Source organism: Dongia soli, assembly GCF_034044715.1.
Classification (GTDB): domain Bacteria; phylum Pseudomonadota; class Alphaproteobacteria; order Dongiales; family Dongiaceae; genus Dongia_B; species Dongia_B soli.
This window is the reverse complement of sequence record NZ_JAXCLW010000003.1, coordinates 531,674-551,193: the sequence shown is the minus strand read 5'-3', so window position 1 is coordinate 551,193 and position 19,520 is coordinate 531,674. Positions and strand designations below refer to the sequence as shown.

17 protein-coding genes and 1 tRNA gene are annotated in these 19,520 nt (G+C 61.2%); 13 read left to right on the top strand and 5 right to left on the bottom strand.

The features are described from left to right. Nucleotides 1–120 precede the first annotated feature (120 nt). From SMD27_RS14690 to SMD27_RS14680, 3 genes are all read left to right on the top strand, one after another. A complete protein-coding gene (locus SMD27_RS14690) occupies nucleotides 121–927 on the top strand; it encodes an SDR family NAD(P)-dependent oxidoreductase (protein ID WP_320509149.1) in 807 nt (268 codons plus the stop codon). A 35-nt stretch (nucleotides 928–962) separates the two neighbouring features. Then, on the top strand, nucleotides 963–1,472 hold the full coding sequence (locus SMD27_RS14685) for a redoxin domain-containing protein (protein ID WP_320509187.1): 510 nt from the start codon (nucleotides 963–965) through the stop codon (nucleotides 1,470–1,472). 433 nt (nucleotides 1,473–1,905) lie between these two features. Continuing rightward, nucleotides 1,906–2,190, top strand: a complete 285-nt coding sequence (locus SMD27_RS14680; RefSeq protein WP_320509148.1) for a hypothetical protein — start codon at nucleotides 1,906–1,908, stop codon at nucleotides 2,188–2,190. Between the two features lie 466 nt (nucleotides 2,191–2,656). Here the strand turns inward: SMD27_RS14680 and SMD27_RS14675 are convergent, their stop codons facing one another. The 3 genes from SMD27_RS14675 to SMD27_RS14665 all read right to left on the bottom strand — a co-directional run bounded on the left by SMD27_RS14675 (nucleotide 2,657) and on the right by SMD27_RS14665 (nucleotide 6,236). Further along, nucleotides 2,657–4,870, bottom strand: a complete 2,214-nt coding sequence (locus SMD27_RS14675; protein ID WP_320509147.1) for a family 16 glycosylhydrolase — start codon at nucleotides 4,868–4,870, stop codon at nucleotides 2,657–2,659. A gap of 21 nt (nucleotides 4,871–4,891) precedes the next feature. Continuing rightward, nucleotides 4,892–5,737 carry a glycosyltransferase family 32 protein gene (locus SMD27_RS14670; protein ID WP_320509146.1) on the bottom strand — a complete coding sequence of 282 codons (846 nt, stop codon included), beginning with the start codon at nucleotides 5,735–5,737 and terminating at the stop codon, nucleotides 4,892–4,894. Nucleotides 5,738–6,162: 425 nt separating this feature from the next. Next, nucleotides 6,163–6,236 (bottom strand) — tRNA-Gln (locus tag SMD27_RS14665). Nucleotides 6,237–6,518: 282 nt separating this feature from the next. Between SMD27_RS14665 and SMD27_RS14660 the strand changes: the two genes are divergently transcribed. The 6 genes from SMD27_RS14660 (at nucleotide 6,519) to guaA (ending at nucleotide 13,669) form a co-directional block, all read left to right on the top strand. Continuing rightward, the gene (locus SMD27_RS14660; protein ID WP_320509145.1) at nucleotides 6,519–7,601 is read left to right on the top strand and encodes a Ppx/GppA phosphatase family protein; all 1,083 of its coding nucleotides are present in this window, start codon (nucleotides 6,519–6,521) and stop codon (nucleotides 7,599–7,601) included. Nucleotides 7,602–7,620: 19 nt separating this feature from the next. Continuing rightward, on the top strand, nucleotides 7,621–8,364 hold the full coding sequence (locus SMD27_RS14655; protein ID WP_320509144.1) for an RlmE family RNA methyltransferase: 744 nt from the start codon (nucleotides 7,621–7,623) through the stop codon (nucleotides 8,362–8,364). A gap of 245 nt (nucleotides 8,365–8,609) precedes the next feature. Continuing rightward, nucleotides 8,610–10,088, top strand: a complete 1,479-nt coding sequence (gene guaB, locus SMD27_RS14650; RefSeq protein ID WP_320509143.1) for an IMP dehydrogenase — start codon at nucleotides 8,610–8,612, stop codon at nucleotides 10,086–10,088. A gap of 25 nt (nucleotides 10,089–10,113) precedes the next feature. Continuing rightward, the gene (locus SMD27_RS14645) at nucleotides 10,114–11,466 is read left to right on the top strand and encodes an RsmB/NOP family class I SAM-dependent RNA methyltransferase (protein WP_320509142.1); all 1,353 of its coding nucleotides are present in this window, start codon (nucleotides 10,114–10,116) and stop codon (nucleotides 11,464–11,466) included. Continuing rightward, nucleotides 11,463–12,056, top strand: coding sequence for a GNAT family N-acetyltransferase (locus SMD27_RS14640; protein WP_320509141.1), 594 nt, complete (start codon nucleotides 11,463–11,465; stop codon nucleotides 12,054–12,056). The genes SMD27_RS14645 and SMD27_RS14640 overlap by 4 nt, the downstream gene beginning before the upstream one ends. A 65-nt stretch (nucleotides 12,057–12,121) precedes the next feature. Further along, on the top strand, nucleotides 12,122–13,669 hold the full coding sequence (gene guaA / locus SMD27_RS14635; RefSeq protein WP_320509140.1) for a glutamine-hydrolyzing GMP synthase: 1,548 nt from the start codon (nucleotides 12,122–12,124) through the stop codon (nucleotides 13,667–13,669). A 134-nt stretch (nucleotides 13,670–13,803) separates the two neighbouring features. Here guaA and SMD27_RS14630 read toward each other — a convergent pair whose 3' ends face one another. After that, on the bottom strand, nucleotides 13,804–14,421 hold the full coding sequence (locus SMD27_RS14630; protein WP_320509139.1) for a hypothetical protein: 618 nt from the start codon (nucleotides 14,419–14,421) through the stop codon (nucleotides 13,804–13,806). Nucleotides 14,422–14,687: 266 nt separating this feature from the next. Between SMD27_RS14630 and SMD27_RS14625 the strand changes: the two genes are divergently transcribed. The 4 genes from SMD27_RS14625 (at nucleotide 14,688) to SMD27_RS14610 (ending at nucleotide 18,601) form a co-directional block, all read left to right on the top strand. Further along, the gene (locus SMD27_RS14625; RefSeq protein WP_320509138.1) at nucleotides 14,688–16,316 is read left to right on the top strand and encodes an ABC-F family ATP-binding cassette domain-containing protein; all 1,629 of its coding nucleotides are present in this window, start codon (nucleotides 14,688–14,690) and stop codon (nucleotides 16,314–16,316) included. A gap of 210 nt (nucleotides 16,317–16,526) precedes the next feature. Further along, nucleotides 16,527–17,807, top strand: a complete 1,281-nt coding sequence (locus SMD27_RS14620) for an NAD(P)H-binding protein (protein WP_320509137.1) — start codon at nucleotides 16,527–16,529, stop codon at nucleotides 17,805–17,807. Further along, nucleotides 17,804–18,280, top strand: coding sequence for a DUF2269 family protein (locus SMD27_RS14615; RefSeq protein ID WP_320509136.1), 477 nt, complete (start codon nucleotides 17,804–17,806; stop codon nucleotides 18,278–18,280). The genes SMD27_RS14620 and SMD27_RS14615 overlap by 4 nt, the downstream gene beginning before the upstream one ends. Before the next feature lie 60 nt (nucleotides 18,281–18,340). Beyond that, nucleotides 18,341–18,601, top strand: coding sequence for a hypothetical protein (locus SMD27_RS14610; RefSeq protein WP_452094334.1), 261 nt, complete (start codon nucleotides 18,341–18,343; stop codon nucleotides 18,599–18,601). Nucleotides 18,602–18,772: 171 nt separating this feature from the next. Here SMD27_RS14610 and SMD27_RS14605 read toward each other — a convergent pair whose 3' ends face one another. Continuing rightward, nucleotides 18,773–19,459: a cysteine hydrolase gene (locus SMD27_RS14605; RefSeq protein ID WP_320509135.1), complete on the bottom strand. Its 687-nt coding sequence runs from the start codon at nucleotides 19,457–19,459 to the stop codon at nucleotides 18,773–18,775. Nucleotides 19,460–19,520: the final 61 nt, after the last annotated feature.

The following is a 19,520-nucleotide window of genomic DNA, read 5'->3' as shown; positions in this document are numbered from 1 at the left end:
CTGTAGCGCGTGGTCGAACGGTGAATCGCGCGTTTGGGGATCCATCTAGCCAGTTGCACGAACGGCACGACGCCAGCGATTTCAATAACAGAACGCAAGTCAAGCTCAAGGAGAACAGGCATGAACATCAGCGGCAAACGCGCTCTCATCACCGGCGGGTCAAGCGGCATCGGCCTCGCGCTCGCTCAGGTGCTGGCGGCGAAGGGAGCAAAAGTCGCGATTAGCGGACGTCGCCCGGAAGTCATCGCCGAAGCCGTTCGATACCTGCAAACGGGGAGCGCCGAAATCCACGGCATTATAGCCGATGTTGCGACGGCCGAGGGCCGTGCCGCCACACTCGAACAGGCGCTTGCTGCGCTCGGCGGCCTCGACATCCTCGTCAACAACGCCGGCGGCGTCAGGGCCGGCCGTCTGGAGAACATTCCGGAAGCGGAGCTTCGGGCCATGCTCGATGTCAATCTTATCGCGCCGATCCTCCTCACGAGAGCTGCCCTGCCAACGCTGCGGCGGAGCGGCGACGCGATGGTGGTGAGCGTCGCCTCCAGCATCGCCCTCATCGGCGTGCCCTTCTACGCGACTTATGCTGCCGCAAAGGCCGGTGTCGCCAACTTCGGCGAGGCCTTGCGACGCGAGCTGAAGGGTGAAAACGTCCACGTTCTAACCGCCTATCCAGGCGCCACGGACACGCCGATGATGACGTCAAACCGCGCCGGACCGGAACTTGGCTTCTCGCGTGAGCAAGCCGCCGCTGTGGCCGACGCCATCGCCGAAGGCATCGAAACCCGCGCGTTTGAGGTGATTCGCGGTGGCGAGGCCGGTGCTCAGATGATCGCGCTCAACCGGCAGAACCCATCCGCCATTGACGATCAGTTCCTCAGTATGAAGCCGGCGCTGGAAGAAGCGGTCAAGGACCATTCAGCGCTGTGAGCAGCAAAACAGTGCCAACGAGGAGTGCAATTGTGATGCTGCAAAATGGCGATGTCTTTCCTTCGCTTACACTTGCCCGCGCCGGTGGCGGCGAAGTCCGTTTGCCTGACCATCTGGCCGGTGGGTTCGGTGTAATCTTGTTCCACCGCGGTTCCTGGTGTCCGTACTGCAACGCCCAACTCGCCGCTTTTGCGCGTGCGGCGGACGAATTCGCCGGGGAAGGCATCAAGGTCGCCTCGGTATCGGTGGACGATCGGGAAAAGTCGGAGGCGCTTGTCGAAAAGCACAAGCTCGATTTCCCGGTCACATACGGCGCCGATGCGCGAGCGATTTCCGCAGTCACCGGCGCCTTCGTCAATGACGATCCCGTCTGTCTCCAGGCGACCGGCTTCGTCCTCGATCCCGAAGCCCGGATCGTGACGGCCGTCTATTCGACCCGCGCGATCGGCCGTCTCCTACCCGACGATGTGCTGGGTTTTGTCCGCCACCTCAAATCTTTAGCAAAGAAGGGAGGAGTAGCGGTAGATAAGCACGGAAGTCGATGAATAGTGGGGGGGCTTTGTAGACCCCTATCCGCGAAAACGCGAGAAGAGAAGCGCATCCCGATCAGCCTTATTTCTCCATCTCCGAGATGGCTGAAAGACCCTCAGCGTTGGCCCGCTGGGTTTGTCTGTCCGGGGTGCGGGCACAAGTACCGGGCGGTCGCGAACCGAAGTTGGCTCTACCAATTCTGTAGCTGCGGGAAACGAAACTCGATCACGGCCGAAGCCATCATGCAGAAAGCTGCCGTTGACCCAATGGTTCTGGGGCGCCTACCTGGTGCCAACTCACTCAAATGGGATATCCGCCTTGCAGCTTCACAAGCAGCTCGGCCTTGGTTCTTACAAGTCAGCTGGTTGATGTTGGCCGAACTCCGGCGAGCCATGGACGACGCAAATCGAAACAAGCTCAGCGGCCTTGTCCAGGTCGACGAGAAAGATGGAAGAGAAAATGACGGAAGCGGAAGCAGGCAGGCGGCATACGCTGCAAGACAAGGCCGGGCAGCCAAAGAGGCGCAGCCGGGTTTTCCGAAGGGTTAAGCGGCTCCGGCTTTGGCTGAACCGGGTTCTGGCGGCGCATTCCGAGGTCGGCGATCCGGCGGTCTTCGACAATGATGTGTTTCCCTGGATCGGCAATCTGGAGCGGCATTGGCCGGCGATCCGCGCTGAGGTTGAAGCGCTGGTGAGGAGCGGCGAGGAGATTGTACGCCGACATTCTCCATAGGTGCACCCTCAGCGAGAGCTCTGCGCGGGAGTACATTAAACCCTGCATTTGTGAAATGGCGATTGCTCAATTCACGTCGTTATTTGCCTGCCGCGACAGCCGCCTGATTGCAGACTGTCTATCGCGCTACTGCCGATGGCGCACAATACGTTGGCAATGGTTGCAAGGTTCTTAAACTTGCTTTGGTGCAAATCGAGTGAGCCGGACCTGAGCTGTCGGGCCGACGCGACAATCCCGTCTTAGCTCTTGAATTACGCTTTTAGCTGTATAGAAGAATGCTTTCTTGAAAGCCGGAATGGTGCACTCCGAATATTTCCGACGAAGTAGTTTCAGATTCCGATTATGACCGGATAACCGTTCTATTTTGTTGTGACGAGAGAGGCCCCAAGCTATTGAAAAGCAAGCAAGGCGATTCCGACAATTTCTGACGTAGCCCAGATCGAGGGCTTCGCGACTTACTCGCGTCTCAGTCCACGTGAAGGACCGCTTTCATCCCTATCGGGGACCATTCCGGCAGGACTGGAGAATCGACAATGCCACAGATGCGCTGCACTGAAATACGCCTGAAGGTGCTATGCGCCGGCAAGACATCCTCCGACAGTATCCCTGCCAACTCGACAGAGCGTGGGGACCATAGGTTAGCGTGCAGACGCATCGGCAGGTGGGGGATAGGGGTCGGATCCCAATTCAGCCGTTCATGAACAATGCGGCCATCGACGAGCCATCGTATTCCGGAAGGCGTCCATTGAATGGTGTAGATGTGGAAGTCGGCGGAAGAGTCGAATCCCAGGTCGATGAAACAGGGTGTCCCACGATAGCCATACGAGATGGCGGCACCGTCGTCTCCGGGATTGAAGTAAACATTCACGAGCATCCTCTGTGGGTCGGAGCCCAGAAATTCGACGTCGATCTCTTGTCTGGGAAGATCTCGATGCAGGAAGAAGCCAGTGACAAGCCCATCGCCGCGGGCCGGACGGATCTCCGCCTCAAAGTGGCCGTAGGTAAATCTATCCAAAGAGGCGACGGCACCCGAGCTCAAAGGACGAATCAAACCTGAGCTCCTTCGCAGCACGAGCGTCACGCTGTCGGATCCGATATCAACCCCGCGCGGCTCGAATGCCGCCCTGTTGCCTGGGAAGGTTTCCGTAAGCGTACGAAACGCCGGCGACTCAGCGGGCAGGTTGGAGCACGCAGCGCGTTCTAGGGGCCGGGGGATGGTCGGCGTATCTGCGGCTGGGCGGCGGGCGTGCCATTCGGCGGATTGCGGCAGCACCCACGGCGACTCATCATGCGCCAGCGTGATCGAAGTCTCGACGTCGCACCGCTGTCCGGCTGCATCAGCCCGGAATAACTCGATGGAGTGCTTCGCACCCCGAGGAAATGCCTGATTGGGTATCGGTAGGCCGAGCAGGCTGCACAGCGGTTCCCAGCGATTCAAACTGAGGTCGTCGCTCGGCAAAATCATCGTTCTGTCCGGTGGTAGCGCACGCGGATTGATGGCCTGTTCCGGGCCTGGGGCGACGCCCCGGTCGGCAGCGGATGTCACGATGATGAAATTCGAGTGGGGTCTGCTTCGTACGATCTCGGCAACCGACGTGTCGTCGATATTGGCATCGACGTAGGCGTCAAATGTTCGCTGCCCCGGTTCAAGAAGGTGGCCGAGTTCGAATGCAGGCTGACCGGCCAGAAAAGTGCGTACACGATACCCAAGCATGGACAACGCCATGCCCATTGCGTCAGTCGACCCGGGCGCGTTCCAAGCAAAGACGAGGCCCGCCGACGCGATGCCTATCTTAACAGGCTCCGGCCCCGCATCGACAATGCCCGAACGGGAAAGGTAAGGCAGGATCGAGTAAGAGTTATCAGACCCGCCGTCGGGGCGCTGCAGAAGGACTGGTCGGGAGAGTGCTAAAACGTTGAGTTCGGCGAAACGGTAGTTCATCCAAAGGTCGACTGGACCTACCACGGGCATCGATTTGAGCAGGTGTTCGGCGCCGCGGCGGGACAGGACGTAGCCGGAAAGATACCAGAAGCCTCGGACGGGCCTAAAAAGCTCCGCAGAGATGGGGACCTTTTCAGCGGTGCCGCCGGCGTCCAGATAGGAGAAATAGAGCAGTTCAGGTTTTGCAGAGGCGTTTTGCGCCTTGAGAGCAGCGTCCCAACCTCGCTCGATGAGACGCGCCGCGCCGCGCGCAAAGTATACATCGTCTTCAAGGACGAGCACGTATTCGTGCGGTCCCCGCGCGATCCGCTTCCAGGCCTCGACATGGGAACGAGCCACTGCAACTTCCTGCCGCGTCATGCGGATCGGTTCGTCCCGCCCGAAACACTCTTCCAGCCTTTGATCCGGTTGCACAAAAAGCTGATCGCCCATCAGATAAAGGGGATCGACGTCTGCGGTCGGTGCCGTCTCTCGGCCGTTCCGTGCGTCGATTGCCGGTAAGCGGTCGACGAGACACGCCAGGGATTTCCCATCGCACGCCGTGAATCGATCGAGCTCACGCTGGAGCCGACGCCATCTGTTCGGCCGACTATCGAGGTTAATTGCGAGGATCGCCTCGATTCGCTCACTTCCCGGGCCAAATGCCTTGATCGACTGGCGTGGCAGTAGATCGCGCAAGGCAAGAACGGCACGGAATATCTGTCCGTTCAGATTGCCTAGCCTCTCTCGAAGATTCACGTCCTGATAACCCCGAGTGCATTAGCTCCAGACGACATTACGCCAGTTCCTCTTGTCAGCGCGGTACGACAGATCCCATCTCGTCTCAGCGACACGGTCCCAGCGCCTCATCAACTCGAAGTCTCGGGGCAATCCCTCGAGTGCAAGTTCGCGTGCGTGGGCCGCCAGGGCCGCGGTGAGATTTCCGGGACCCGTAGTCGACTGGATATCCTTAGGCCGACTGCCCTTCAGGAGTGCGGACGTCGCTCGTTCGAGAGCTCGTCGGATGATGGGATGTCCAGGAGGCGCGACTAGAGGATTGTTATTCACATAGAAGATGCGGCCCTCGGTCGGGATATCCGGGTCCCATATCTCCACAACCGGTATCATGATTCCGCTCGGAATCTCGTAACAGAGCGGCTGCAGCTTTAAGCTGGCGTCTTCATAGAGCGTAGACCAGAGCCCCTCGGTCATTACATCATCGGCGTCGACGTAAAAGCCTCCGGCTGTCAAGACGTAGCAAAGTCGAAAATAATCACTGCGCATAGCCGGGTGGTTGCACCGCTCGAATGCTGCGACATGGCGGGGGCCAAATGTCTTGGCGATGTAATCTGAGGCGGAAGCGTCGTCAAACGTCACGATTTCAAATCCGGCGTCTCGGAGGGAAAGCCAGCTTTGCAGACATTCCGCTACATCGTAGGGAACCGCTTGGGCATCGTGCCAAAACCTGACCAAAACCTTGAGAATGCCGGATGCCCCTGCAACCTCAACCTGCGCTTCGGTCGACCGTTGTAGGAGGAGGGCACGGATGAACTGAGACCGAAGCTCGTCATTCTCATGAAATCCGGCAGGAAAGCGCGTCAGCGTCGAGTTAGGGAAGACATCCATTAGTTGAATCTAATTCAATACGTATAACCTGGCAATAGATATTAAGTTTCGAGCTCTAGCAGATAAGCCGCGCATAAGATCGTACAGCACGCCCTCGCAAGAAGATTTTCGCGTGTGTTCTCGCGCTTCCAAGTGTCGGTTCTTCTAAACGATAGTGGTCCGGCCATCCGCACCGACTGCCCGCGTTCGCTCGAAGTTATAGCGAACCACCAGTGCACAGCCGCGGGCTGTCAGATGGGCGTGAAGTCGAACTCGCTGTCGTGCGACAAAAAGCCGTCGCAGGACAACGACTGGATTTTCTCCGAGCGGAATAAGTGCAGTAGCAAGAAGCGCCGCTAAACGTTTGATTGACCTAAAGTCGGTGAATCAAGTTCGGTGCGAATCAGAATCAAATAACGGAGGACCGGATATAGCGTGAGGCCATTTGGCTGGGGGACCTGGATTCGAACCAGGGTTGACGGAGTCAGAGTCCGTAGTCCTACCGCTAGACGATCCCCCAGCAGGGATGCGGGTTCCACCGGGAAGGTGGGCCGCGATCGGCAGGCGCCTTGGGCGGCGCGCGCCGGAATGTACTGAGGGAGCCTGACGGTTTCAACTCTTTTGTCGACTTTGTCGATTTCGGCGATCGACACTTCCCGCACCGCAATACAGCCGTGCTTTATCTCCCCTGATCTTCCATGTAGGATGGCGTCCGACGACGACCGGTAGCAGGCGCCTTGGGATGGCGTAGTTATTACGCGATTTCAATGGCTTGCCTCGCCGGCTAGAGGAGACTGAGTGTTTGCTGGATCAATTTTCCCCGGCCGGGGCTGACGCGCGGCAACAGGCGCGCGCCGCTCGGCCGGGACAGGTCATGGCGGCGCTGGATTTGGGTACCAATAACTGTCGGCTGCTGATCGCCCGGCAGAACGGTGTCGGATTCCAGGTGATCGACGCCTTTTCCCGCATCGTCCGGTTGGGCGAGGGGGTGTCCCATACCGGGCTGCTCGCGCCGGATGCGATGGATCGCACCATCGACGCGCTCCGGATCTGCGCCGCCAAGATGCAGCGCCGTGGGGTGACCTTGGCCCGTGCCGTGGCGACGGAAGCCTGCCGCCGCGCCGTTAATTGCGCGACCTTCGTTGAGCGGGTGCGCGAGGAAGCGGGGATCGATCTCGATATCATTTCCTCGGGCGAGGAGGCGCAGCTTGCCTTCAGCGGCTGCATGCCGCTACTTAACCGCGATTTTCCCTATGCCATCGTCTTCGATATCGGCGGCGGCAGCACCGAGCTCGGCTGGCTGTCGCTGAAGGCCGGCGTCCAGCCGCGTATCGTCGCCTGGCATTCCATGCCGCTTGGCGTCGTCACGCTGACCGAGGAATTCGGCGTCGAAGCAGCACCCGGCCTCGATCGCATGGAATTCTATGAAGGCATGGTGGGCAAGGTCGCGGCCCAGCTCGCCCCCTTCGCTCAGGCGGTCGGCGCCCATCGCGCCATCGCCGCCGGCCAAGTGCAGATCCTTGGCACCTCGGGCACCGTCACCACGCTGGCCGGCATCAAGCTCGGCCTGCCGCGTTACGACCGCACGCTAGTCGACGGTAGCTATCTGACCTATGGCGAGGTCGAAAAGATCAGCACGCAGCTCGCTAGCCAGAGCTGCGCCGAGCGTGCGACCGTGCCTTGCGTCGGTGTCGATCGCTGCGATCTGGTGGTCAGCGGCTGCGCGATCCTGACGGCAATCTGCCGGCAATGGCCGATCGGCCGGTTGCGCGTTGCCGATCGCGGCGTGCGCGAGGGCATTCTCATGAGTTTGATGACGGGGACGGCGCCGGACGGCGTCTATCGGCCAGTCTATTCGGCGGCAAGCCTGCCGGTTTCGGCATAGTGATTTAAGGAATAGAAGAATGAGCAATGGCAGGCGCCCCGGCGCCGGCGGCCAGCGGGGCCGCGGTGGCAGCAAGAGCACCCTCGCGGTCCCGACCGGACGCGGCGTCACCGTGCGGGTGAAGACCGCCGCCAAGCGTAGCGTCTCCTCGGCCCGCTGGTTGGAGCGGCAGTTGAATGATCCTTATGTCGCGGAAGCGCAGAAACAAGGCTATCGCTCCCGCGCCGCCTTCAAGCTGCTGCAGCTTGATGAGAAGTTTCATTTCCTCAAGGCCGGCGCTCGGGTGGTCGATCTCGGCTGCGCGCCGGGCGGCTGGACCCAGGTGGCGGCCGCTAAGGTGTTCAAATCCGGCGGTGGCAAGATCGTCGGCATCGATCTGCTGCCGGTCGATCCCATTCCCGGCGCCCAGCTGATCGAGATGGATTTCATGGCGCCGGAAGCCCCGGATGCGCTGAAGAGCTTGCTCGACGGTCCAGCCGATGTCGTTCTCTCCGACATGGCGGCTTCGGCGACGGGCCATGCCCGCACGGATCACCTGAAGATCATGGCGCTGGCCGAGACAGCCTATGACTTCGCCGCTGAGGTCTTGGCCCCCGGCGGCACATTCATTGCAAAAGTGTTGCAGGGTGGTGCTACCGGCGAGCTGCTCGCGCAGCTCAAGCGCGATTTTGCCGAGGTAAAGCACGTCAAACCCCCGGCCAGCCGATCGGATTCCGCTGAAATCTATGTCGTCGCGCTGAAATTCCGGGGCAAATCCGCCTGATTTCAGGCCGCATCCGGGCGGCAATATCCGTATAGTTGTTGGGCGCAACCGGCCCCGCGTAAATGCATGGGACCCCTGCGATTGCGGGCTTTTCCCTCTACTTGTGCCGGGGGCGGCGATGTGTATGATGGCGCGCCAACCTACGGTCCCGGCAAGTGGATTCGCTTACCCGAATGGAAAGCGCGCTTCGGGGACATCCCGCTTCAGGAACGGTCCGGCGGGGACGACAGATCTAGAGGTTCGGCATGACCATCCGTGAAGCTTACACATTCGACGACGTGCTGTTGCAGCCGGCGGCCTCGGCGGTATTGCCGGCCCAGGCCGATACCCGCACCCGCCTTACCAAGCGCATCAACCTCAACATCCCGCTGATGTCCTCGGCGATGGACACGGTGACCGAGGCCAAGATGGCGATCTGCATGGCGCAGCATGGCGGCATGGGCGTTATCCACAAGAACATGGACATCGCCCGCCAGGCCGAGGAAGTGCGCAAGGTGAAGCGCTATGAAAGCGGCATGGTGGTCAATCCGCTGACCATCTATCCGGACCAGACCCTGGCCGATGCTTTGGCGCTGATGCAGCATCACGAGATCTCCGGCGTGCCGGTGGTGGAACGCGGGCAGGGCGGCGCGACCGCCGGCAAGCTGGTCGGCATCCTGACCAATCGCGATGTGCGTTTCGCCAGCAATCCGGCCGAGACCGTCGCCAATCTGATGACGAAAAAGGAACTGATCACCGTCAAGCCCGGCGTCACCCATGACGAAGCCCGTCGCCTGCTGCATCAGTATCGCATCGAGAAGCTGCTGGTAGTCGATGATGCCTATCGCTGCATCGGTTTGATCACGGTCAAGGATATGGAAAAGGCCCAGGCCTATCCGATGGCCTGCAAGGACGAGAATGGCCGCCTACGTGTCGCGGCCGCGACCGGCGTCGGCGAGGACGGGTTCAAGCGCGCCGAGGCGCTGCTGGAGGCCGGCGTCGATGTCATTGTCGTCGATACGGCGCATGGCCATTCGCGCGGCGTTCTCGATGCCGTTGCCGCCGTGAAGCGCCTCAGCAATGATTGCCAGGTGATTGCCGGCAATATTGCCACCGGTGCCGGTGCCCAGGCGCTGATCGATGCCGGGGCCGATGCGGTCAAGGTCGGCATCGGGCCGGGGTCGATCTGCACCACGCGGATCGTCGCCGGCGTCGGTGTGCCGCAATTGACCGCCGTGATGGATGCCGTGGAAGCGGCGCGCAAAGCCGGCGTCCCGGTGATCGCCGATGGCGGCATCAAATATTCCGGCGATATCGCCAAGGCGATCGCTGCCGGCGCCGATAGCGTGATGGTCGGCTCGTTGCTGGCCGGCACCGATGAAAGCCCGGGCGAGGTCTTCCTCTATAACGGCCGCTCCTATAAGAGCTATCGCGGCATGGGCTCGCTGGGTGCCATGGCGCGCGGCTCGGCCGACCGCTATTTTCAGGAAGAAGTGTCCGACAAGCTGAAGCTGGTGCCTGAAGGCGTCGAAGGCCACGTTCCGTATAAGGGCCCGGCCGGCACCGTGATCCATCAATTGGTCGGCGGGTTGAAGGCGGCCATGGGCTATACCGGCAATGGCACCGTCGCCGATATGCAGACCAAATGCAGCTTCGTCCGCATCACCAATGCGGGCCTGCGGGAAAGCCATGTTCACGACGTGCAGATCACCCGCGAAGCGCCCAATTACCGGCAGAATATGTGAGCGGGTGTCACGGAGTAACTGACGCATGACCCCCGGCGCCCGCATCCAGGCGGCGATCGAATTGCTCGGCGAGATCCATGGCGGCACCGCCCCGGCGGATCGCGCCGCCGCGGCTTACTTCCGCAACCGCCGCTATATTGGCGGCAAGGATCGCCGCGAGGTGCTGGACCATGCCTATGGCGTGCTGCGCCGACGTGCAGCACTCGACTGGTGGCTGGCGCGCATCGACATTCCGTTTGCGGATGCGGATCGTGCTGCGATCGAACGGGCGCGGGTGATCGCCAAGCTGCTGCTGATCGACGGCTGGTCGGCCGACCGTGTCGCCGGCAGTTTCGATGGCGGCCAGTATCGCCCGGCGATGCTCGACCAGCAGGAGCGGCGCTTGGTGAAGTCTTTGGCGGATCAGCCGCTCAATGCGCCGGAGCAGCCGCAATCTGTGCGCCTGGAATATCCCGACTGGATCAATGATCAACTGGTCGATGTCTTCGGCGCCGATCTCGAAAAGGAAATGTCGGCGACGCTGGATGAAGCGGCGACGGATTTGCGCGTCAATGCGCTGAAGGCGACGCGCGATCAGGCCCTCGCCGCTCTGGCGCGCGACGGTGTCGAAGCCGCACCGACGGCGCTCTCGCCGCTTGGCCTGCGGGTCAAGGGCCGCCCGCCGCTGGCGACGATGGAAAGTTTCAGATCCGGCCTCATCGAGGTGCAGGATGAGGGCTCGCAATTGGTCGCGCTGTTGGCCGATCCGAAGCCCGGCATGCGGGTGGTCGATTTCTGCGCCGGGGCCGGTGGCAAGACCCTGGCGCTGGCGGCGCAGATGCAGAACAAGGGCAAGCTCATCGCCTGCGACGTGTTGCAGGGCCGGGTGGACCGGGCGGCGACGCGGCTGACCCGTGCCGGTGTCTTCAATGTCGAGCGCCGGGGCTTGAGCTCTGAACGCGATCCCTGGGTGAAGCGCCATGCCGGCAGCTTCGACCGCGTGCTGGTCGATGCGCCCTGTTCCGGCACCGGCACCTGGCGGCGAAATCCCGATGCGCGCTGGCGCCTCAAGCCCGGTGATATCGATGAGTTGGCGGCATTGCAGCGCCGCATCCTGGAAAGTGCCGCGCGCCTGGTGAAGCCGGGCGGCCGCCTGATCTATGCGACCTGTTCGCTGCTGCCGGTGGAGAACACGCATCATCTTGCCTGGATCGCCGAACACCTGCCGGATTTCGAGCTCGTGCCGCTGCAGCAAGTCTGGGGCGAGGCGATCGGCACGGCCTGTCCGGTCGCAGGCGAGACATTGTCGCTGACACCGGCGCGCAACGGCACGGATGGCTTCTTCACCGCTGTGTTCCAGCGACGCGCAGCCGTGCCGGCGGGAACGGAGGCGGCGTGAGCGGCAGCTACGTGATCCGCGATGCCGTTTTGGAAGATGCCCCCGTCATTGCCGAGATTCACGAACGCGGCTGGCTCCAGGCCTATGGCCATTTCATCACGCCGGAAGCTCTGGCGGAAAAGAGCGCCGAGAAGCGCATCGCTTACTGGCAGGCGCGCATCGCCGATCCGGCCGTCACAGTGTTGGTCGGCTGCGATCCAGCGCTCGGTGACAGCAGCACTGCCGTCCAAGGCATGGTCTATGGCGGCCCCGTCCTGCCCCATGACATGACTTCCGGCTCGCTGGATGGCTTCGATTCGGAGCTTTACATCCTGCATTGCCGGCAATCGGCGCAGGGCAAAGGCCTCGGCCGGCTGTTAACCGCCGCGCTTGCCCGGCGGTTCCAGGCAGCGGGCGCCAAATCATTGGTATTATGGGCTTTCAAGGACAATGCCTTTCGCGGCTTCTATGACCGCATCGGCGGGCGGGTTGTTGCTGAAGGCTGGGACGAGGGCCAGGCGGATATCGCCTATGGCTGGGACGATCTCAATTCATTGATTGCCGCCTGTGAAGGCGCTACGAACACCGCAAACAGGGCCGATACGGCCTAACCGGCGCCGCGTCTCTCGTCCGATAGGGATGGGCGCCACAAGGTATAAAGAGATACGGAAGCGATATGACAGAGCGCATTCTCATCCTCGATTTCGGCTCCCAGGTGACCCAGCTGATCGCCCGCCGCGTGCGCGAGGCCGGCGTCTATTGCGAGGTCGTCCCCTTCAACACCGATACCCAGCGCATCGCCGATTTCGCACCAAAAGGCGTCATCCTTTCCGGCAGTCCCCATTCGGTGACGACGGTCGACGGCCCGCGCGCCCCCGACATCGTCTGGGAAATGCAGGTGCCAGTGCTCGGCATCTGCTATGGCCAGCAGACGATGTGCGCCCAGCTTGGCGGCGAAGTCGCCGGCTCTGATCATCGCGAATTCGGCCGCGCCCAGCTCAACATCACCGAAGATTGCCAGCTCTTCGACGGCGTCTGGGCGAAGGGCGGCAGCGACCAGGTCTGGATGAGCCATGGCGACCGTGTCGTGCGCCTGCCCGACGGCTTCCATGTCGTGGCGATCAGCGACGGCGCGCCTTTCGCCGCCATCGCCAATGACACGCGCCGCATGTATGGCGTGCAGTTCCACCCCGAAGTGGTGCATACCCCGGCCGGCGCGAAGCTGCTGTCGAATTTCGTGCACCAGATCTGCGGCTGCAAGGGCGACTGGACCATGGCCGCCTTCCGCGATGCTGAGATCTCGAAGATCCGCCATCAGGTCGGGAGCGGCCGCGTGATCTGCGGCCTCTCCGGCGGTGTCGATTCCTCGGTCGCCGCCGTGCTCATTCACGAGGCGATCGGCGATCAGCTCACCTGCATCTTCGTCGATCACGGTTTGCTGCGCCAGGGCGAGGCGGAACAGGTGGTGGCGCTGTTCCGCGACCATTACAACATCCCGCTGGTGCATCGCGATGCCTCCGATCTCTTCCTGGGTCAGCTCGACGGCGTCACCGATCCGGAAGTGAAGCGCAAGACCATCGGCCGCCTGTTCATCCAGGTCTTCGAGGAGGAGGCAAAGAAGATCGGCGGCGCCGATTTCCTGGCCCAGGGCACGCTCTATCCCGATGTGATCGAAAGCGTCTCCTTCACCGGCGGCCCCAGCGTGACGATCAAGAGCCATCACAATGTCGGCGGCCTGCCGGAACGCATGAACATGAAGCTGGTGGAGCCTTTGCGCGAGCTCTTCAAGGATGAGGTCCGCAAGCTCGGCCGCGAACTGGGCCTGCCGGAAAAGATGATCCGCCGCCATCCCTTCCCCGGCCCGGGCCTCGCCATCCGCGTCCCCGGCGAGATCACCCGCGAAAAGCTCGACATCCTCCGCAAGGCCGATGCCGTCTATCTCGACGCGATCGACAAGGCCGGCCTCTACGACGAGATCTGGCAAGCCTTCGCCGTGCTCCTGCCGGTGAAGACCGTCGGCGTCATGGGCGATGGCCGTACATACGATTATGTCTGCGCCTTGCGCGCCGTCACCTCGACCGACGGCATGACGGCGGATTTCTATCCCTTCGAACCCGCCTTCCTGGGCCGCGTCGCCACTCGCATCATCAACGAGGTCAAGGGCATCAACCGCGTCGTCTACGACTACACCTCGAAGCCGCCGGGAACGATTGAGTGGGAATAAGGGGGACCGGAGAGGGGCTCTGGAGGAGAATAGCGCAGGAAAATAGAGGATCGCTGAGCACAACGGTAGTCTTTGCCAGCACCTCGCCGCCATCGGCGGCGATTCGGTCCGCCATTTGTAATGGCAGATTCCCGTCAGCCATCACGTAGGTAAGCTTGGTATTCTTCGTCTCGGCTTAGATCGATCTTCCCTGACAGTCCATCGAACCAGAGCAATAGTTCGTCAACCGTGAAACAAAGGCGACGGAGGTTCCACCGTTCTGGAGCGATTTCGATGAGCGAGCCGTCTGTCTCGGCGGAATATCTGAACGTTACGGAACGAGGATCAATCGAGGCAAGTTCGTAGATGCGTTCCAACGCGTAGTCTGAGATGTAGTTCGCCTCATCGTGCAAATCGCAGGCTGTTTGCCGGAAGGCTTCGATTAGCACGTCAAGGTCATGTCCAGCGCGTTTGGGAATGGTTCCGCCCGCATATCGGATGTGCCATTTGAGGGCGACTTCCAAAGCGTGGCGAAGGTTGAACAAAGCCGGGAAAATTAGGTTGTCGGCCCGTGGAGCCCGATGCAGGACCTCCTCAAGTAGGATAAGACTGGCATCAAAGTAGCCTTGCCAGATTCGGCACTCTCGCCAGCCGCCACCGAACTTGAACTCCACGCTCGGCGCGCTGTCTGATGCTGGCGCGATCAGCCGTGTGTCAGGATCGCGGACAAACGCGTCGTAAAGCGCGATCTCCTCGTCTTCGCTGTTCGACATCCAAACCTCTCGGTATTTCCTGAAGCCTGCTTCAGCTACGCCGCTCGGATACTTGTGCTATCGAACGGCAATCGCTCTCCCGATAGGTGCCGAAATCGAGTCAAAATTTGATCAATTCCCTTGAACATGCACGGTAGTTTTTTATGGCACGTTAGGGGGCACTTTGGCTATCGTGGCCAAGAGCTCCACATAAAATCAGATCGTTATACCGGCTCTGAAATATAGAGTGGGGAGAGGTGCGTGGAAGTGAGTGGACCAGCGGTTTTATGATTCGTCTCGATAACATCAGCAAGCAGAACGGCCATCAGATCCTGTTCATCGACGCATCGATGGGCATCCAGAAAGGGGAGAAGGTGGGACTTGTCGGGCCGAATGGCGCCGGCAAGACGACGCTTTTCCGCATGATCACTGGCGAGGACCGGCCCGACGATGGCCAGGTGTCGATCGATCCCGGCATGACGATCGGCTATTTCAGCCAGGATGTTGGCGAGATGTCCGGCCAGAGCGCGGTCGCCGCGGTGATGGATGGGGTCGGGCCGGTCAGTGCGCTGGCCACCGAAATGGCGAAGCTCGAAGCCGCGATGGTCGATCCAGACCAGGCCGGCGACATGGACGCCATTGTCGAGCGCTATGGCGAGGTGCAGGGGCGCTTCGAGGAACTGGATGGCTATGCGCTGGAGGCCCGGGCGCGCGAAGTGCTGGCGGGCCTCAGCTTCAGCCAGGAACGCATGGATGCCGATGTCGGCCTGCTCTCCGGCGGCTGGAAGATGCGCGTGGCGCTCGCCCGCATCCTGCTGATGCGGCCCGATGGCATGTTGCTCGACGAGCCCAGCAACCATCTCGACCTCGAAAGCCTGATCTGGCTGGAGAACTTCCTCAAAAGCTATGATGGCGCCTTGCTGATGACCTCGCATGACCGCGCCTTCATGAACCGCATCATCGGCAAGGTGGTGGAGATCGACGGCGGCTCGCTCACCACCTATTCGGGCGATCTCGATTTCTACGATCAGCAACGGGCGCTGGGCGAGAGGCAGCGCCAGGCGGCATATGAGCGCCAGCAAGCGATGCTCGCCAAGGAGATCAAGTTCATCGAGCGCTTCAAGGCGCGCGCCTCTCATGCGGCACAGGTGCAGAGCCGCGTGAAGAAGCTGGACAAGATCGAGCGGGTGGAACCGCCCCGGCGACGCCAGTCCATTCAGTTCGAATTCCGCACACCGCCGCGTTCGGGTGAGGACGTAGCGAGCCTCAGGAATGTGCATAAGGGCTATGGCAGCAAGCCGATCTATGCCGGACTCGATTTCCAGCTGCGCCGCAGGGAACGCTGGTGCGTGCTGGGCGCCAATGGTGCCGGGAAGTCGACGCTGCTGAAGCTGGTGGCGGGGGCCACCGGCCCCGACCAGGGCACGGTGACCATCGGCGCCAGTGTCAAGATGGGCTATTTCGCGCAGCATTCCATGGATCTGCTGGACGGCGAGGATACGGTTTTCGACTCGCTGGACGCCTCCTTCCCGCAGGCCGGGCAAGGCGTCCTGCGCACCCTCGCCGGTTGCTTCGGCTTCTCCGGCGACGATGTCGAAAAGCCCTGCCGTGTGCTCTCCGGCGGCGAGAAGGCGCGCCTGGTCATGGCCAAGATGCTGTTCGACCCGCCGAACTTCCTGGTGCTCGACGAACCGACCAACCACCTGGACATGGCGACCAAGGAGATGCTGGTCGCGGCGCTGGCGGAATTCGAAGGCACCATGCTCTTCGTCTCCCATGACCGCCACTTCCTGGCCGCCCTCTCAAACCGCGTGCTGGAACTGACGCCCGAGGGCGTTCATCAGTTCAGCGGCGGCTACACCGAATACGTGGCCCGGACGGGCCAGGAAGCGCCGGGGCTGCATCCGAGCGGTTAGCATAGCGCCTTAAGACGAGGTGAAGGCAGCTTGAGGGCGGATTCTATCGTTCGAACCAACCACCCTTGGCCATATAGCGAAGCGCATCGTTGATGTCGTGTGCAGCATAAACTGCGTCGTCTACGACTACTCTTCGTAGTCGCCCGAACAGACGGGTGGGCAGGTTGGCCAACCTCAGTTAGGAGAAGCTTCAGCAATGGGTATCCGGTGATGCGTATCCTGGTTCTTGGTGGTGGCGGCTTCATTGGCCGGCATCTTGTAGCGGAGCTGATCGGCAATGGACATCAAGTGGTAGCGACTGCGCGGCATGAACGCCGCCTTCGGGGAGCCATCGCCGGCATGTCAGTCCTTGAGCTGGATCTCGCCAAGGCCATCCAGCCTGATGATTGGGCGCCGCTACTGGCGGGCATCGACGTGATCGTGAACGCGGCCGGCATCCTGCGCGGTCGGGACATGCAGCGGCTCCATGTTGATATGCCGCGCGCCCTCTATACGGCCGCCGAGGCTGCCGGCGTGAAGCGGGTCATCCTCATCTCGGCCATCAGTGCGCGTCCGGATGTGGAGACAGATTACGCGAAAACCAAATTGGCGGGGGAGGAGCTGCTTCGGCGCAGCGGTCTCAATTGGACCATCTTGCGCCCGTCACTTGTCTATGGCGATGGGAGCTATGGCGGCACTTCGCTGCTGCGCGGCATGGCTGGCTTGCCCTGGCTCATGCCCGTTCCCGGAGCGGGCGATTTCGCCTTCACGCCCATCCATCTATCCGATCTCGCGCACACTGTCCGGCGGATCTGCGAAGAGGACGACTTTGCGGGGCGCGTTCTGGAACCGGTCGGTCCCGAGACTTTGACGCTGCGCAGATTGTTGATGCGCTATCGAGCATGGCTGGGATTAGGCCCTGCTTATTTCGTAAAGGTGCCGATGCCGCTCATGAGGCTCCTCGGTCGCATCGGCGACTGGCTTGGCGATGGCCCAATTGCGACCAACAGCTTGGCCCAGATGATTGCCGGCAATGCCGGAGACAGTGTCGCCTTTGCCCAGGCGATCGGTTTCGAGCCCCGTTCACTGGACGCCGTGCTGACGGCGCGGCCGGCGCAGGTACAGGACCGCTGGCACGCAAGGCTGTTCTTCCTCGTACCTGCCATCACGGCTGTTCTCGCTCTATTATGGGTTGCCTCCGCGATCCTTGGCCTCACTACCGGCGCAGCGAAGACAACCGAATTGGTATCGGCGCTGGGATGGCCCATGGCATTGGCGGAGCCGTTGCGGATCGGCAGCAGCCTGCTCGACCTCTGTCTGGCAATCTTCGTCCTCATCGATCGATCGGCGCGCCGCTCGACGCTGGCACAGCTCATCGTGGTCCTGGGCTATAGTCTCCTTATCGGCTTCGCTTTGCCGGCGCTTTGGCTCGATCCTTTGGGACCGCTTCTGAAAAACCTTCCCATCCTGATTCTCATCCTGGTTCATGGCGCTATCGGTGATAAGAGATGACGATCGATCCCTATTTGCTGCTCAAATGGATCCATGTATTGAGCAGCACGGTCCTCTTCGGCTTCGGCGCGGGAACGGCATGGTATTTCTGGAATGCACATCTGACCCGTGAACCAGTTACCATCGCTCGAGTGGGGCGCATGGTGGTCAAGGCGGACTGGATTTTCACCGGGTCCAGCGGCGTCATTCAGCCGATCAGCGGTATCGCGCTCGCGCATCAGGCCGGCTGGTCATTGGCTGAACCTTGGCTGATCTGTACCTATTGCCTGTATGTGCTCGCCTTCGCCTGCTGGGCGCTTGTCGTCTGGCTCCAGATCAAGGCACAACGCCTGGCACAGCGAGCGGCCGCGGCGGGGGCTTCACTCAGCGCGGATTATCAACGCACGATGCGCTGGTGGTTCCTGCTGGGCTGGCCGGCCTTCGGTGGGCTGCTTGTTGTGTATTGGTTGATGATCGCCAAGCCGCAATTCTAGCAGCAAACGCATGCATCCTCTTGAATTGACAGATGGAATCAATAGTGAACATAAACATTGATGGACGAAGCGCTGAGCAAAAAGCCCCGAATTCTTGCTGACGCAGCAAAGTATGATGCGTCCTGCGCCTCGTCGGGCGCGGTGCGGCGCAACAAAGCTCTTCCGCAACCGACAAGGCTGGGTTGGGATCGACCAACGGCATGGGGGATTTGTCATGCCTATACGCCCGATGGGCGCTGCGTGTCTTTGCTCAAGATCCTGCTGACCAATTATTGCCTGTTCGATTGCGCCTATTGCCGGTTCTCGATGACGCGTCCCTGACCGTGAAGGTCGCAAGCAAGGGGTGGCCTAGCCCGGGCGCAGCGAGCTCCTTCGCGCGCGTCATCGCGTGAGCCAGGAACTGGCGCGAACACCGGGTAGCCGCGCATTGTGAGTCCATCAGCTTCGTAGGTTCGTGTTTCCTGGTACCTTGGAATTCTCCGCGAAAGGCCTTTACGCGGGAAACTGCGCGAGCCGGTCCTCGCCGCGCACTGACCTCATCGCGGCAACCGCATCGGCGGTCGACAAGACGGCATGCGCAAGGAACCGGTAGTTGATCATCGCGGCCTCGTAGCCGTCACCCCATTCCGGATGACGAGGCCCGGCAACCGCATCCTTGACGACGGCTACCTGGAAGCCTTGCTCCAGGAGCTCGCGCAGGTGGGACTCGACACACATATTCGCCAGCATCCCACCCAGGATGATCTTCGAAATACCCCGCTTTCGAAGTTGAAGCACAAGATCATTTGTCTGCGGTCCGAATACCTTATGCGGGCTGACGACAATGGTTTTCCCATCGTTGATGTACGGCTTGAATCGGTCCAGCCAATCGGCGCCGGAATTCTCGTGTCCAGTCAGATCGAGCGGTCCGCTACGGGCAAAGGTGCGCGTTTTGAATTCATCGGATTCGAGCGGGCCATTGAATTTCCATCCGTCGTCCGTCGGATAGAAATAATGGGGGGATATGAAAACCAGGTACCCTTCGTCCCGTGCCGTAGCGAATATCTCTTCCATATTCTCGACGGTCCTGTTCTCGGTGACGCTTGGACCGACCGCCGCCCAGTTCTTCCCATGCTCGCTGAGCACGTCGTTCTGCGGGTCAATGAAGACAACAGCAGTATGTGACTGATTGAATTCCATGACTGACCTCCGTCGTCGATCGCCCGTTGAGGCTCGAAGTGCTTGATCATGCGCCTTTGAG

What these genes read in the sequence shown, in the direction of transcription:
- SMD27_RS14655 (WP_320509144.1), top strand. Translation starts at nt 7,621, where the DNA reads ATGAGCAATGGCAGGCGCCCCGGCGCCGGCGGCCAGCGGGGCCGCGGT.
- SMD27_RS14610 (WP_452094334.1), top strand. Translation starts at nt 18,341, where the DNA reads ATGGACGAAGCGCTGAGCAAAAAGCCCCGAATTCTTGCTGACGCAGCA.
- SMD27_RS14625 (WP_320509138.1), top strand. Translation starts at nt 14,688, where the DNA reads ATGATTCGTCTCGATAACATCAGCAAGCAGAACGGCCATCAGATCCTG.
- guaA (WP_320509140.1), top strand. Translation starts at nt 12,122, where the DNA reads ATGACAGAGCGCATTCTCATCCTCGATTTCGGCTCCCAGGTGACCCAG.
- SMD27_RS14645 (WP_320509142.1), top strand. Translation starts at nt 10,114, where the DNA reads ATGACCCCCGGCGCCCGCATCCAGGCGGCGATCGAATTGCTCGGCGAG.
- SMD27_RS14680 (WP_320509148.1), top strand. Translation starts at nt 1,906, where the DNA reads ATGGAAGAGAAAATGACGGAAGCGGAAGCAGGCAGGCGGCATACGCTG.
- SMD27_RS14690 (WP_320509149.1), top strand. Translation starts at nt 121, where the DNA reads ATGAACATCAGCGGCAAACGCGCTCTCATCACCGGCGGGTCAAGCGGC.
- guaB (WP_320509143.1), top strand. Translation starts at nt 8,610, where the DNA reads ATGACCATCCGTGAAGCTTACACATTCGACGACGTGCTGTTGCAGCCG.
- SMD27_RS14615 (WP_320509136.1), top strand. Translation starts at nt 17,804, where the DNA reads ATGACGATCGATCCCTATTTGCTGCTCAAATGGATCCATGTATTGAGC.
- SMD27_RS14670 (WP_320509146.1), bottom strand. Translation starts at nt 5,737, where the DNA reads ATGGATGTCTTCCCTAACTCGACGCTGACGCGCTTTCCTGCCGGATTT.
- SMD27_RS14630 (WP_320509139.1), bottom strand. Translation starts at nt 14,421, where the DNA reads ATGTCGAACAGCGAAGACGAGGAGATCGCGCTTTACGACGCGTTTGTC.
- SMD27_RS14620 (WP_320509137.1), top strand. Translation starts at nt 16,527, where the DNA reads ATGCGTATCCTGGTTCTTGGTGGTGGCGGCTTCATTGGCCGGCATCTT.
- SMD27_RS14685 (WP_320509187.1), top strand. Translation starts at nt 963, where the DNA reads ATGCTGCAAAATGGCGATGTCTTTCCTTCGCTTACACTTGCCCGCGCC.
- SMD27_RS14605 (WP_320509135.1), bottom strand. Translation starts at nt 19,459, where the DNA reads ATGGAATTCAATCAGTCACATACTGCTGTTGTCTTCATTGACCCGCAG.